An 11,984-nucleotide genomic window follows, 5' to 3' on the forward strand; every position below is an offset into this window, starting at 1 on the left:
CAACCCAAAGAGAAGGTGGGTTGGGAGGGGGTGTGCACTCTTCCTCTCTCCACCCCCCCCCCCCCCCCCCCCCCCCCCCCCCCCCCCCCACCCCCCCCCCGGGGCCGTCGGCGTACCCGGGGTGTCTCCCGGGTTCGTCCGGGGGAGGCTGCGGCCGGAATCTACGGGCCGGTAACCTCGGGCCCATGAGCAAGCCGCCGCGCCTGACCCTGCCCTCCGCCGCCCGCGCGTACCTCCTCACCACCGAGCGCGGCGCCTTCGCCGTGCACGAAGCCGGTGAGCCCGTCCGCGGCACCGCCCTGCTGGTCCCGGGTTTCACGGGCAGCAAGGAGGACTTCATCGGCCTCCTTGAGCCGCTGGCCGCCGCCGGATACCGGGTGGTCGCCGTCGACGGGCGCGGCCAGTACGAGAGCCCGGGCCCGCGCGAGGAGGCGCCGTACGCCCTGGAGGAGCTGGCGCTGGACGTGCTCGCGCAGGTCCGCGCCCTGGGATCGGACCGCGTGCACCTGGTCGGACACTCCCTCGGCGGGCTGATCTCGCGCGCCGCGGTGCTCCGCGATGCCTCGCCCTTCGCCTCGCTCACCCTGTTGAGCAGCGGGCCCGCCGCGATCACCGAGGAGCAGCAGGCGCGTACGAAGCTGCTGGTGGCGGCGCTGGAGGCGATGGGCGGGGACATGCCCGCCATCTGGGCGGCGATGCGGGCCTACGACCCGCAGGACGCGGCCGCGGACTCCGCCGAGCTGGCGGAGTTCCTGCGGGGACGCTGGGTGGCGACCGTTCCCGAGCAGTTGATCGTCACGGGCCGGGTGCTGATCTCCGAGCCCGACCGGGTGGCGGAGCTGGGCCGGACCGGGCTGCCGAAGCTGGTCCTGTCGGGATCCGTCGACGACGCGTGGCCGGTCCCGCTGCTGGACGAGATGGCCCGGCACCTGGGCGCCGAGCGGGTGGTCGTCCCCGGGACGGGGCACTCCCCGAACGCCGAGGATCCGCTCGTCACGGCCGCCGCGCTGGCCGCCTTCTGGGACGCCTGCGCCGACTAGTACTTAGCTAGTGAAAAAATTTCCTTAGCGTAGGGAATGATTGCGGCTTACACTTCGTTGAACCCTCTGCAAGGAGAACACTGACGAAGGGAGAAGCCCCATGCGCTTCGAGATTCTGCGCCTGGACGATGTCGACGGATCCGCCGTGGACAGCACCGTCGTGGACGCGGCCTCCGTCAACCGGATCGTGCAGCAGGCCGCAGCCGTAGGCCAGCGCATTCTGATCCGACCGGCCGAGAGCGCGTCCATCTGACGCCCGCACGAAAACGTATCCGCCCCCGCACCGGTCCGGTGCGGGGGCGTTCGCATGCGCGGGGGCCTTCGGGTCAGGAGCCCTGTACGACCTGGAGCACGCCGTTGATGATCTGCTGCACGGCGATCGCCGAGAGCATCATGCCGGCGAGCCGCGTCACGAGGACGACGCCGCCGTCCTTGATGACCCGGATGATGACCAGCGAGTAGCGCATGGTGATCCACAGGACGACGTGCATCGCGATGATCGCCGCCCAGACGGAGACCTGGCCGGCGGCCCCGTCCGCCTTCTGCACGGCCAGGATCACGGACACGATCGCACCGGGTCCGGCGAGCAGCGGCATGCCCAGCGGCACGAGGGCCACGTTCACGTCCTTGGTCTGCTTCGGCTCGTCGGTCTTGCCGGTCAGCAGGTCCAGCGCGATGAGCAGGAGCAGCAGACCTCCGGCGATCATCAGCGCCGGGACGGAGACGTGCAGGTAGTCCAGGATCTGCTGACCGCAGATGCCGAAGACGGCGATGACACCGAAGGCCACGCACACGGCCTGCCAGGCCATGCGGCGCTGCACCTTGACGGGGCGGCCGGAGGTCAGGGCGAGGAAGATCGGCGTGATCCCCGGAGGGTCCATAATCACAAAAAGCGTGAGAAAAAGGGATCCGAAGACGGCGAAATCAAACACAGTGATGCCTTGCAGGAGAGAGGGGTGTCGCGAGAAGGGGCGGGGACGGGCGGAGCGGGCCGGTAAGGGCCGGTCAGCGCTCGCGTCCGCCGGCGCCGGGCACCGGGAAGGCCCCGGTCGCGCGGCGCGTGATCTCGCCGTAGATCTCGGGGTCGGTCGTGTACTCCCCGAGGCGGCAGGTCTTGCGGCTGCCGTGGTAGTCGCTGGACCCGGTGGTCAGCAGTCCGAGGTCGCCCGCCAGGCCGCGCAGTCGCGCGCGGGTGCCGGCGTCGTGGTCCATGTGGTCCACCTCGATGCCGTCCAGGCCCGCGGCCGCCAGCTCGGCTATCGCGGACTCGGGCACGCACCGGCCGCGCTTGACGGCGGCGGGGTGCGCGAAGACGGTGACGCCGCCGGCCGCCTTGACCAGGCGGATGGCGTCGAAGGGGTCGAGTTCGTGCTTCTCGGCGTACGCGCGGCCGCCGTCGGCGAGCCAGTCGGGCGTGAAGGCGTCCGAGACGGTGGGTACGACGCCCAGCTCGACCAGGGCGGTCGCGACGTGCGGCCGTCCGACCGAGCCGTCCCCGGCGATCCGCGCCACCTGCTCCCAGGTGACGTCGACGCCGAGCGCCCGCAGCTTGTCGACCATGGTCCGGGCCCGGGGGGTGCGGTCGTCCCGGACGAGCTCCCGCTCGCGGGCCAGCCCGGGCTCCTCGGGATCGAAGAGGTACGCGAGCATGTGCACGCCGATCCCGTCGAGCCGGCAGGACAGCTCGGCCCCGGTCACGAGGGTCAGTCCGGCGGGAAGGGCGGCGAGGGCCTCCCCGTATCCGCCCACGGTGTCGTGGTCGGTCAGCGCGACCACGTCCAGTCCCGCGGCGGCGGCGTTGCGCACCAGCTCGGCGGGGGTGTCCGTACCGTCGGAGGCCGTGGAGTGGGCGTGCAGGTCGATGCGCACAGCCGAGCTCCAGGGGTCGTACGGGTGGGGGCACTCCAGGATAACCGGACCGGAGGGCCCGATTCGCCCCGGAAGGATCTACGCCGGGCCCAGCATGCGGGGGCTCAGGGCCCCGCAAGGAAGGAGCTCGACCTCCGCTCCCGCGTCGCGGAGGTCGGTGAGGACGAGCTCGTCGTACATGAGGAGGCCGGACTGCTCCGGCCAGACGATGGCCCAGAGCCACAGGCCCCTCGCCTCCCCCGCGAAGACGGCCCGGTCGTCGGGGGCTCCGTTCAGGTGCCACAGCGGGGTCGGACGGCCCGCGGCGACGACCTTGGTGTGGGGCGGTGAGGAGATGTCGATGTAGGGGCCGGGGTCGGGTCCGTCGATGCCCGCGTACCGCGCACCGAGCCCCACGCCCAGTTCCTCGGCGACGAGCACCAGCTCGCCGATGCCGCCCAGCGGTCCGGGGCCCGAACAGGCCACGGCCGTGGCCCGGCCGCCGCTGCGGTCGTCACCGGCGGATGCGATCCCGGTGAACAGCCACCCCACCGGCAGCGGCCACGGCATCCAGACGGGCACGCGGGAGCGGTGCACCACCACGCCCAGGCCTTCGACACTCGGCGGGATGACGGGCTGGAGGGGGTGGACAGCGCCGTGCAGCGCACACTGCCAGGAGTCGGAGAAGAGTCCGGGCGCCCTGACCCGGCCACCGCACTTCGGGCAACTTGGTTCACCCCTCATAGGAAGCCACGCTCCTCCCCGCCCGGCCGCCAGTCAAGGCGCGGTCACCCGTCCGGGCCGTCAGTCCAGCGCGACGGCGGTACGCAAAGGGTCCCTCAGGTCCGTCCCGCGCGCGAGCCAGCGTTCCTGGAGCGCGGCCGCCCCGTGCACCCGTTTCCACGCGGCCTCGTTCGCCGTCATGGGCAGCAGGGGCAGGAACTGCACGGGATCCATGGGCTCGTCGAGCTCCAGGTCCTCCACCAGACCGCCCGGTTCCGCCACGAGGACGGAGCTGAAGGGTGCCCCGTCCCAGAGCGGATCACCCACGTCCAGCGAGGCCCCGGGAGCCACGACGAGCCCCTCGACCTGCGGGGACGCGGCCAGCACCGCGAGCGGCCTGAGCAGTTTGTCGGTGGGCGCCAGCCCTCCCCGTACGGTCAGCACCAGCTCGGCGCGCGGGCCCCGTACGGGGTCGGCGACCACGGCGGTCGGATCGGTCATCGGGTGCGCGGACATCCCGAGGGTCGCGTACCGCACGAGGTCGCCCTCGGCGAAACGGAGTACCTCGATGCGGTCGGTGCCCAGGAAGGTGACGGCGGCGCGGGCGTCGGGTTCACCGAACGCGCCGCGCAGCCGGGCCTCGACGAGAGCCAGAATTTCTGCCATGGAGCGAGCATAGAACTCGTATCAGGCGGGTAAAGGACGGGCCTTGACCATCCGTCGGCTGATAGTGTTGACAGCTGTTCGGGGCCGCATGCCGAAGCGTGCCTGGCACCCCGGAGACAGGACCTCCCCCACGGGGGACCGGCCGGAGGAGGTGGGGCTGCAATGGATCGAAGTCGATCGTGCAGTACCAATCGCTCTTCCGCTTCTGTGACGGACGCTTCCCGCCCCGTCTGATCTCCTGATCAGTAGAAGAGCGACGGCAGAACTTTGTCCTCCCGTCCTGTTCCCTCCCCCGAGCCCCGGGCCCGCCCGCCCGCGGTCGTGGAGGGTCTCCCACCCGTACGGTCCGCGGCCGTGCGTCGAAGGAGCCTGCCATGTCGATGCTGCCCTACCTGCGTGCGGCCGTCCGCCCGTCGCTGCGCAAGTCCACCCCCGCCCAGCCCGGCTACGACACCACGCGTGACCCGTCGGCGAGCAGCGCGGTGGTCGACTGCGCCGTGTACCGCGACGGCCGACGGGTCCTGGGGCCGGTGTGTCTGACGCCACGTGAGGCGATCCGCCGGGTGCGCGAGGACGGCGGTTTCGCCTGGATCGGCCTGCACGAGCCGACCGAGGCCGAGTTCGCGGGGATCGCCGCCACCTTCGGACTGCACCCGCTGGCCGTGGAGGACGCGGTCCACGCCCACCAGCGGCCGAAGCTGGAGCGCTACGACGACACGCTCTTCACCGTCTTCAAGACGATCCACTACGTCGAGCACGCCGAACTGACCGCCACCAGCGAGGTGGTGGAGACCGGCGAGGTGATGTGCTTCACCGGCCCCGACTTCGTCATCACCGTGCGGCACGGCGGCCAGGGTTCCCTCAAGGGGCTGCGGCACCGGCTCCAGGACGACCCCGGCCTCCTCGCCAAGGGCCCCTCGTCGGTCCTGCACTCCATCGCCGACCACGTCGTCGACGGGTACATCGCGGTCGCGGCGGCGGTACAGGACGACATCGACGAGGTGGAGAGCGACGTCTTCGCCGCCCCCGCCAAGGGCAGTACGCGCGGCGGCGACGCGGGCCGCATCTACCAGCTCAAGCGCGAGGTGCTGGAGTTCAAGCGGGCGGTCTCGCCGCTGCTGCGCCCGATGGAGCTGCTGAGCGAGCGGCCGATGCGGCTGGTGGACCCGGACATCCAGAAGTACTTCCGGGACGTGGCCGACCACCTGGCGCGGGTGCACGAGCAGGTGGTGGGCTTCGACGAGCTGCTGAACTCGATCCTGCAGGCCAACCTCGCGCAGGCGACGGTCGCCCAGAACGAGGACATGCGCAAGATCACCTCGTGGGCGGCGATCATCGCCGTGCCGACGATGATCTGCGGGGTGTACGGGATGAACTTCGAGCACATGCCCGAGCTTCAGTGGAAGTACGGCTATCCGATGGTGATGGTCACGATCGTGGGGATCTGCTTCACCATCCACCGCGCGCTGCGCCGCCACGGCTGGCTGTAGGGCGGGCGGAGGCACCCCCTACCCTGTCCGCATGACTCTCAGCACGCTCGACCTGGCCCTCGTCGAGGAGGCCACCAAGAAGTCCGGCCTGATCTGGGTCCGCGGCGCCGGGGCGGACCGGGCCCTGTGGCACGCCTGGGTGGACGGCGCGGCCCACGTCGTGGGCGACGGGCCCTGTGAGCAGCCGTTCCCGGGGCTGGCGGACGGCGCGACGGCCGAGGTGACCGTGCGGAGCAAGGACAAGGGCGGCCGGCTGGTGGCCTGGACGGCGACCGTGCGCGAGCTGCCGCCGCGCGGCGAGGAGTGGGCGGCGGCGGTGGCCGAGCTCAAGGGCAAGCGGCTGAACGCACCCGACTCCGAGGAGATGACGGAGCGCTGGGCGCGGGAGTGCCGGCTGCTGCGGCTGGAGCCGGAGTCGGTCCGGGCGGAGCTGCCGGCCGGTTCGCTGGCCGCGGCCCCCCTGGCCTCCCCCGCGATCACGCGCAAGCCGATCCCGGCGGGCCTCCCCAAGCTCCTCCTGAAGCGCAAGAAGACGGCCCGCGGCTAGGTCCTGTACGCCTGGGCAGGGCCTAGGGCTTCGTCGGGTTGGCGCCCTGGCCGGAGCCCTTGGAGGGGGCCGGGGCGGAGTCGCCGCCCTGCTCCTTGGTCGTGGGCAGCTGGGAGCCGTAGTCGACCGTCTGGTCCTGCGCGGGCGCCTCCAGCGGGAAGGTCTTGCCCCACTCGGCGAGTTCCACCCGGCCGGCGCCGCCCGCGCGCTCCATGAGCAGCGGGTACGGGGTGCCCTCCAGGGACACCGAGAGCTTGCCGCCCTTGCCCGCGTCCGCGGTGACCTGGACCGCGCGCGTGTGCCCGACCTTCGTGTACGAGCCCTTGGCGAGCTTGCCCTCCAGGCCGAGCAGCCCGTCCAGCAGGACGTCCATGTCGGTGAACCCGCGGAACTGCTTGTACGAGGGGTCGCCCTCGGGCACCTTCACGTACTTGTCGCCGAGCTTGCCGGCCGAGTCCGACTGCCCCCAGAACGCCGCGCTCGCCTTCAGGTACAGCTGCTCGCCCACGCGCAGCAGCTGGAAGGTGTCGTCCTTCGACTTCACCTCGCCGGAGCCGCCGTCCGACTTCAGCCGCATGTCGAGGGTGAAGGACTTTCCGCCGCTCACCAGCGTGCCGGACAGGTGGACCGACTCGGCCCCCGTGGCGGCCGCCTTCGCCTTCTCCTCGATCTTGTCGGCGGAGAGCTTGCCGACCCCGTTCGTGCCCTCGTCGGGGTCCTCCCCGCAGCCCGTACCGGTGACGGCGAGGCCCGCGCACAGCACACCGATGAAGGCGGCCCGGCGCAGCCGCGCGGCAGGGAAGTAGGCGGTCACGTGCGGGTGCCTCTCGTCGTTCGTCTGCGAGCAGCAGGCAGCGTACCCGCCCGTACGCCGCCGCCCGCGACCGCGCCCCACGTGACGGGGCGGACCCCCGCCGGGCCCCGGGCGGACCGCCCACCAGGACGCTCGCCCGCGGCACGGGCTAGCCTGAGGGCCCATAAGACTGTTGGTGGACGCTCTAGGAGGCGCTCGGATGGTTGCAGGCGCCCCGCGGATCTTCGTCTCGCATCTGTCGGGTGTGCCCGTCTTCGACCCCAACGGCGACCAGGTCGGGCGCGTCCGCGATCTGGTCGCGATGCTGCGCGTCGGCGGCCGTCCGCCCCGGCTGCTGGGTCTGGTCGTCGAGGTGGTCAGCCGGCGCCGGATCTTCCTGCCGATGACGCGCGTCACGGGCGTGGAGTCCGGGCAGGTGATCACCACCGGTGTCGTCAACATGCGGCGCTTCGAGCAGCGCCCCACCGAGCGGCTGGTCCTGGGCGAACTGCTGGACCGCCGGGTGACGCTGGTCGGCAGCGGCGAGGAGGTCACCGTCCTGGACGTGGCCATCCAGCAGTTGCCGGCCCGCCGGGACTGGGAGATCGACCGGATCTTCGTACGGAAGGGCAAGTCGGGGGCGCTGCGCCGGCGCGGCGAGACGCTGACGGTGGAGTGGTCGGCGGTCACGGGCTTCTCGCTGGAGGAGCACGGGCAGGGCGCCGAGAACCTGGTCGCCACCTTCGAGCAGATGCGCCCGGCGGACGTGGCGAACGTCCTGCACCACCTGACGCCGAAGCGGCGCGCCGAGGTGGCCAACGCCCTCGACGACGACCGGCTCGCGGACGTGTTGGAGGAGCTGCCGGAGGACGAGCAGGTGGAGATCCTCGGCAAGCTGAAGGAGGAGCGCGCCGCCGACGTCCTGGAGGCGATGGACCCGGACGACGCGGCCGACCTGCTCTCCGAGCTGCCGGAGGACGACAAGGAGCGGCTGCTGACGCTGATGCAGCCGGACGACGCGGCCGACGTGCGCCGCCTGCTGTCCTACGAGGAGAACACGGCGGGCGGTCTGATGACCACGGAGCCGATCGTGCTGCGGCCGGACGCGACGGTCGCGGACGCGCTGGCCCGCGTACGGCAGGCGGACCTGTCGCCGGCGCTGGCGGCACAGGTGTACGTGTGCCGGCCGCCGGACGAGACGCCCACGGGCAAGTACCTGGGCACGGTGCACTTCCAGCGGCTGCTGCGGGATCCGCCGTTCACGCTGGTCAGCTCGATCGTGGACACGGACCTGCCGCCGCTGCGGCCGGACGCCTCGCTGCCCGCGGTGACCACGCACCTGGCCGCCTACAACATGGTGGCGGTGCCGGTGGTCGACGAGAGCGGCTCGCTGCTGGGCGCGGTGACCGTGGACGACGTACTGGACCACCTGCTGCCGGACGACTGGCGGGAGACGGAATTCCATTCCGAGGAGGCCCTGCGTGGCCAGTGAGCGAGGGCGCTTCGACCGGGGGCGCGGTGAGCAGGCGCGTGAGCGGCGGCGCGAGCAGATCCGGGAGCGGCGCGAGCAGGCGCGGATGCAGGCGCGTGAGCACGGGCTGGCGGCGGAAGCGGCGGAACGTTCCGTCGAACGGGCGGGAAAGTCGGCCCAGAGCACCGGGTCGAGCGCGCTGACCCGCTCGCGGGTCCGTCTCGACCTGCCGCGGGCGCCGCGGCGCTCGCTGCTGCCCGAGTACGACCCGGAGGCCTTCGGGCGGCTGTCGGAGAAGGTGGCGCGGTTCCTCGGCACGGGCCGGTTCATCGTCTGGATGACCCTGGTCATCGTGGTGTGGGTACTGTGGAACATCTTCGCGCCGGACGACCTGCGGTTCGACAAGTACCCGTTCATCTTCCTGACGCTGATGCTGTCGCTCCAGGCCTCCTACGCCGCTCCGCTGATCCTGCTCGCGCAGAACCGGCAGGACGACCGCGACCGGGTCAACCTGGAGCAGGACCGCAAGCAGAACGAGCGGTCGATCGCCGACACGGAGTACCTGACCCGCGAGATCGCGGCCCTGCGGATGGGCCTGGGCGAGGTCGCCACGCGCGACTGGATCAGATCCGAGTTCCAGGACCTGATCAAGGAGATGGACGAGCGGCGGCTATTCCCCGCGGAACGTGATGAAGGCGACCGCTGACGGGCTTTCCCGAGCCCTGCTACCGAGCCGTACCATCGGGGCATGGCTACCGACACAAGCTCCGCCGCCGTGCCTGAGCAGGACGCGATCCTGGACGCTCTGGCGACGGTGAACGACCCCGAGATCCACCGGCCGATCACCGAGCTCGGCATGGTCAAATCGGTGGAGATCGGCGACGGTGGCGCGGTCGCCGTCACGGTCTACCTCACGGTGTCGGGCTGCCCCATGCGCGAGACCATCACGAAGAACGTCACCGAGGCCGTCGAGAAGGTCGCGGGCGTCACCTCCGTCGCCGTCACCCTCGACGTGATGAGCGACGAGCAGCGCAAGGACCTGGCCGCCACCCTGCGCGGCGGCACCGCCGAGCGCGAGGTGCCCTTCGCCAAGCCGGGCTCGCTGACCCGTGTGTACGCGGTCGCGTCCGGCAAGGGCGGCGTCGGCAAGTCCTCGGTCACGGTCAACCTGGCCGCGGCGATGGCGGCGGACGGCCTGAAGGTCGGCGTGGTCGACGCGGACATCTACGGCCACAGCGTGCCGCGCATGCTGGGTGTCGAGGGCCGCCCGACCCAGGTCGAGAACATGATCATGCCGCCGTCTTCGCACGGCGTGAAGGTCATCTCCATCGGCATGTTCACCCCGGGCAACGCCCCGGTGGTGTGGCGCGGCCCGATGCTGCACCGCGCCCTGCAGCAGTTCCTGGCGGACGTGTTCTGGGGTGACCTGGACGTCCTGCTGCTGGACCTGCCGCCGGGCACCGGCGACATCGCGATCTCGGTGGCCCAGCTGGTGCCGAACGCCGAGATCCTCGTCGTCACCACCCCGCAGCAGGCCGCGGCCGAGGTCGCGGAGCGGGCCGGTTCGATCGCCGTACAGACCCACCAGAAGATCGTCGGCGTCGTCGAGAACATGTCGGGCCTGCCGTGCCCGCACTGCGACGAGATGGTGGACGTCTTCGGCTCGGGCGGTGGCCAGAAGGTCGCCGACGGGCTGACCAAGACGGTCGGCGCCTCGGTGCCGGTGCTGGGGTCGATCCCGATCGACGTGCGCCTGCGCGAGGGCGGCGACGACGGCAAGCCCGTCGTCCTGTCCGACCCGGACTCCCCGGCCGGTGCGGCCCTGCGCGCCATCGCCGGCAAGCTCGGCGGCCGCGCCCGCGGCCTCTCGGGCATGTCCCTGGGCATCACCCCGCGGAACAAGTTCTAGCGGGCACGGCCCGCACCGGGCCGCACAGCGCGAAGGGCACCGCCGATCGGCGGTGCCCTTCCGCGTCGCCGTTACTCGTACGTCCCGAGGTCCGCGATCGCCGAGAAGCCGAGCCCGTACGCGCTCATCCCGCGCCCGTAGGCACCCAGGTGGACCCCGCTCCCGGTGGACCCGGCCAGCACCCACCCGAACTCGGACTCGCGGTAGTGGAACTGCGTCGGCTCCCCGTCCACCGGCAGCGACAGCGTCGACCAGTCCTCGCCGGCGAGGTCGTCCGCGAGCTCCCACGCGGCCTCGGTCTGCTGGTCGAGCCAGTCGTCGCGCAGGGAGTGGTCCATCTGTCCGGGCCAGCTGTAGGCCAGCAGTCCGGAGCCGGCCAGCCAGGCCGCCGAGGAGACCGAGGTGGCCTCCAGGACGCCGGTGCCGTCGCCGCTGCGGCGCAGCGGGTTGCTCGCCACGGTGATGACCACCGCGAAGCGTTCCTTCTCGCCGGTGGCGATCTCGCCCCGGGCTGAGGGCTCGTCGCCGTGACCGGTGGAGCCGTGCTCCACGGTCCCGTCGGCGGCGGTTCCCACCTGCATCAGCCAGCGGGGGCCGGTGAAGGCCCCGTCCAGCCCGTACCAGGGGAAGTCCGCGGCCAGGAAGCCCTCGGCCGTCCGCCGGGCGGCCGGCACCGGTGCGGCGGCCTCCTGCGGCTGTGTGTCGGTCTGCGCGTCGGTCTGCGCGTCGGTCTGCGGTTCCTGCGCGGGTGCGGCGGCGGTGGCGGGTGCCTCGGCGGTCTGCGCCCCGACCCGGCTACTGCTCGTCGTCTCCATCTGAGCGGCCTCTCGTTCCGTGGGGTCCGGAACGGCCCTCCCCCTCGCTGGGCTGGGGGGACCCCCTCCCTCGGGCGTCCTGGGTCCGGACAACAGATGGAGGATAGCCACCCGACCGCGAAACGCCGGGCAGGCCGCGTGTCACGTGGCGTCGGCGTCGAAGCGCGAGCGCTGTTCCCGGTCCGGGGAGGCGGGCTTCTTGAGCAGATCGGGGCCCGTGCCGATGGGCGTGGCGGCGGTCGACGAGGGGGCCGCCGCGGGGGTGGCCGCGGGGGTGGCCTCGTCGCCGTTCACGGCGTCGGTGACCTCGTTCAGCTCCTTGCGGAGGTCGAAGCTGGTGCGGAGTTCCCTGAGGTCCTCGTTCTCGGTCAGCTGCTTGCGGATGAACGTCTTCGGATTCAGGTCCTCGAACTCGAAGTCCTTGAATTCCGGGCCGAGTTCGGAGCGGATGTCCTGCTTCGCGCTGTCCGAGAACGCACGGACCTTCCGGACGAAGCTCGTCACGTCCTGAATGACCTTGGGCAACTTCTCCGGGCCGAAGACGAGGATGCCGAGCACCACGATCGTGACAAGTTCGAGTGCGCCTATGTCGTTGAACACCTTGCCGCTCCTCGGCTCTCAATCACTTCGGGCCCGAACACACGGTACCCGGCGTTGTCCACACACCCATACCTGTGTGCGG

The 11,984-nt window shown here is 71.6% G+C and carries 14 protein-coding genes; 7 read left to right on the plus strand and 7 right to left on the minus strand.

Annotation, left to right across the window (positions count from 1 at the left end):
* Positions 1 to 185: 185 nt before the first annotated feature.
* Together ACZ4VT_RS13195 and ACZ4VT_RS13200 are read left to right on the plus strand one after the other, a co-directional pair.
* Positions 186 to 1,040, plus strand: coding sequence for an alpha/beta fold hydrolase (locus ACZ4VT_RS13195; RefSeq protein WP_467949085.1), 855 nt, complete (start codon positions 186 to 188; stop codon positions 1,038 to 1,040).
* Between the two features lie 100 nt (positions 1,041 to 1,140).
* Entirely contained in the window at positions 1,141 to 1,293 is a 153-nt protein-coding gene (locus tag ACZ4VT_RS13200; RefSeq protein ID WP_199808063.1) for a hypothetical protein, read from the plus strand.
* A 73-nt stretch (positions 1,294 to 1,366) separates the two neighbouring features.
* Here the strand turns inward: ACZ4VT_RS13200 and ACZ4VT_RS13205 are convergent, their stop codons facing one another.
* The 4 genes from ACZ4VT_RS13205 to ACZ4VT_RS13220 form a co-directional block, all read right to left on the minus strand.
* The gene (locus ACZ4VT_RS13205; protein ID WP_030660108.1) at positions 1,367 to 1,972 is read right to left on the minus strand and encodes a MarC family protein; all 606 of its coding nucleotides are present in this window, start codon (positions 1,970 to 1,972) and stop codon (positions 1,367 to 1,369) included.
* 73 nt (positions 1,973 to 2,045) lie between these two features.
* Positions 2,046 to 2,909 carry a PHP domain-containing protein gene (locus ACZ4VT_RS13210; protein ID WP_467949088.1) on the minus strand — a complete coding sequence of 288 codons (864 nt, stop codon included), beginning with the start codon at positions 2,907 to 2,909 and terminating at the stop codon, positions 2,046 to 2,048.
* Positions 2,910 to 2,987: 78 nt separating this feature from the next.
* Positions 2,988 to 3,632, minus strand: coding sequence for a DUF6758 family protein (locus ACZ4VT_RS13215; RefSeq protein ID WP_467949090.1), 645 nt, complete (start codon positions 3,630 to 3,632; stop codon positions 2,988 to 2,990).
* A gap of 60 nt (positions 3,633 to 3,692) precedes the next feature.
* Positions 3,693 to 4,277, minus strand: coding sequence for a suppressor of fused domain protein (locus ACZ4VT_RS13220; RefSeq protein ID WP_467949092.1), 585 nt, complete (start codon positions 4,275 to 4,277; stop codon positions 3,693 to 3,695).
* Between the two features lie 374 nt (positions 4,278 to 4,651).
* Here ACZ4VT_RS13220 and ACZ4VT_RS13225 point away from each other — a divergent pair, with 374 nt between their 5' ends.
* Positions 4,652 to 5,767: a magnesium and cobalt transport protein CorA gene (locus tag ACZ4VT_RS13225; protein WP_467949093.1), complete on the plus strand. Its 1,116-nt coding sequence runs from the start codon at positions 4,652 to 4,654 to the stop codon at positions 5,765 to 5,767.
* A gap of 31 nt (positions 5,768 to 5,798) precedes the next feature.
* Complete coding sequence (locus ACZ4VT_RS13230; RefSeq protein ID WP_467949094.1) at positions 5,799 to 6,314, plus strand: hypothetical protein; 516 nt, start codon at positions 5,799 to 5,801, stop codon at positions 6,312 to 6,314.
* A gap of 22 nt (positions 6,315 to 6,336) precedes the next feature.
* Here ACZ4VT_RS13230 and ACZ4VT_RS13235 read toward each other — a convergent pair whose 3' ends face one another.
* Complete coding sequence (locus ACZ4VT_RS13235) at positions 6,337 to 7,128, minus strand: hypothetical protein (RefSeq protein ID WP_467949096.1); 792 nt, start codon at positions 7,126 to 7,128, stop codon at positions 6,337 to 6,339.
* 199 nt (positions 7,129 to 7,327) lie between these two features.
* Between ACZ4VT_RS13235 and ACZ4VT_RS13240 the strand changes: the two genes are divergently transcribed.
* From ACZ4VT_RS13240 to ACZ4VT_RS13250, 3 genes are all read left to right on the plus strand, one after another.
* Entirely contained in the window at positions 7,328 to 8,599 is a 1,272-nt protein-coding gene (locus ACZ4VT_RS13240; protein ID WP_467949097.1) for a magnesium transporter MgtE N-terminal domain-containing protein, read from the plus strand.
* A gap of 85 nt (positions 8,600 to 8,684) precedes the next feature.
* A complete protein-coding gene (locus ACZ4VT_RS13245; protein WP_467949215.1) occupies positions 8,685 to 9,284 on the plus strand; it encodes a DUF1003 domain-containing protein in 600 nt (199 codons plus the stop codon).
* Between the two features lie 42 nt (positions 9,285 to 9,326).
* Complete coding sequence (locus tag ACZ4VT_RS13250) at positions 9,327 to 10,487, plus strand: Mrp/NBP35 family ATP-binding protein (RefSeq protein ID WP_362797332.1); 1,161 nt, start codon at positions 9,327 to 9,329, stop codon at positions 10,485 to 10,487.
* 71 nt (positions 10,488 to 10,558) lie between these two features.
* Here ACZ4VT_RS13250 and ACZ4VT_RS13255 read toward each other — a convergent pair whose 3' ends face one another.
* Together ACZ4VT_RS13255 and ACZ4VT_RS13260 are read right to left on the minus strand one after the other, a co-directional pair.
* Positions 10,559 to 11,302 carry a hypothetical protein gene (locus ACZ4VT_RS13255; protein ID WP_467949099.1) on the minus strand — a complete coding sequence of 248 codons (744 nt, stop codon included), beginning with the start codon at positions 11,300 to 11,302 and terminating at the stop codon, positions 10,559 to 10,561.
* A 141-nt stretch (positions 11,303 to 11,443) separates the two neighbouring features.
* Positions 11,444 to 11,902 (minus strand): sec-independent translocase, encoded by a 459-nt coding sequence (locus tag ACZ4VT_RS13260; RefSeq protein ID WP_467949101.1) that lies wholly within the window; start codon positions 11,900 to 11,902, stop codon positions 11,444 to 11,446.
* Between the last annotated feature and the right edge of the window lie 82 nt (positions 11,903 to 11,984).

Source organism: Streptomyces sp. NPDC029164 (assembly GCF_055563995.1).

What these genes read in the sequence shown, in the direction of transcription:
- ACZ4VT_RS13195 (WP_467949085.1), top strand. Translation starts at nt 186, where the DNA reads ATGAGCAAGCCGCCGCGCCTGACCCTGCCCTCCGCCGCCCGCGCGTAC.
- ACZ4VT_RS13200 (WP_199808063.1), top strand. Translation starts at nt 1,141, where the DNA reads ATGCGCTTCGAGATTCTGCGCCTGGACGATGTCGACGGATCCGCCGTG.
- ACZ4VT_RS13215 (WP_467949090.1), bottom strand. Translation starts at nt 3,632, where the DNA reads ATGAGGGGTGAACCAAGTTGCCCGAAGTGCGGTGGCCGGGTCAGGGCG.
- ACZ4VT_RS13220 (WP_467949092.1), bottom strand. Translation starts at nt 4,277, where the DNA reads ATGGCAGAAATTCTGGCTCTCGTCGAGGCCCGGCTGCGCGGCGCGTTC.
- ACZ4VT_RS13225 (WP_467949093.1), top strand. Translation starts at nt 4,652, where the DNA reads ATGTCGATGCTGCCCTACCTGCGTGCGGCCGTCCGCCCGTCGCTGCGC.
- ACZ4VT_RS13230 (WP_467949094.1), top strand. Translation starts at nt 5,799, where the DNA reads ATGACTCTCAGCACGCTCGACCTGGCCCTCGTCGAGGAGGCCACCAAG.
- ACZ4VT_RS13240 (WP_467949097.1), top strand. Translation starts at nt 7,328, where the DNA reads ATGGTTGCAGGCGCCCCGCGGATCTTCGTCTCGCATCTGTCGGGTGTG.
- ACZ4VT_RS13245 (WP_467949215.1), top strand. Translation starts at nt 8,685, where the DNA reads ATGCAGGCGCGTGAGCACGGGCTGGCGGCGGAAGCGGCGGAACGTTCC.
- ACZ4VT_RS13250 (WP_362797332.1), top strand. Translation starts at nt 9,327, where the DNA reads ATGGCTACCGACACAAGCTCCGCCGCCGTGCCTGAGCAGGACGCGATC.
- ACZ4VT_RS13255 (WP_467949099.1), bottom strand. Translation starts at nt 11,302, where the DNA reads ATGGAGACGACGAGCAGTAGCCGGGTCGGGGCGCAGACCGCCGAGGCA.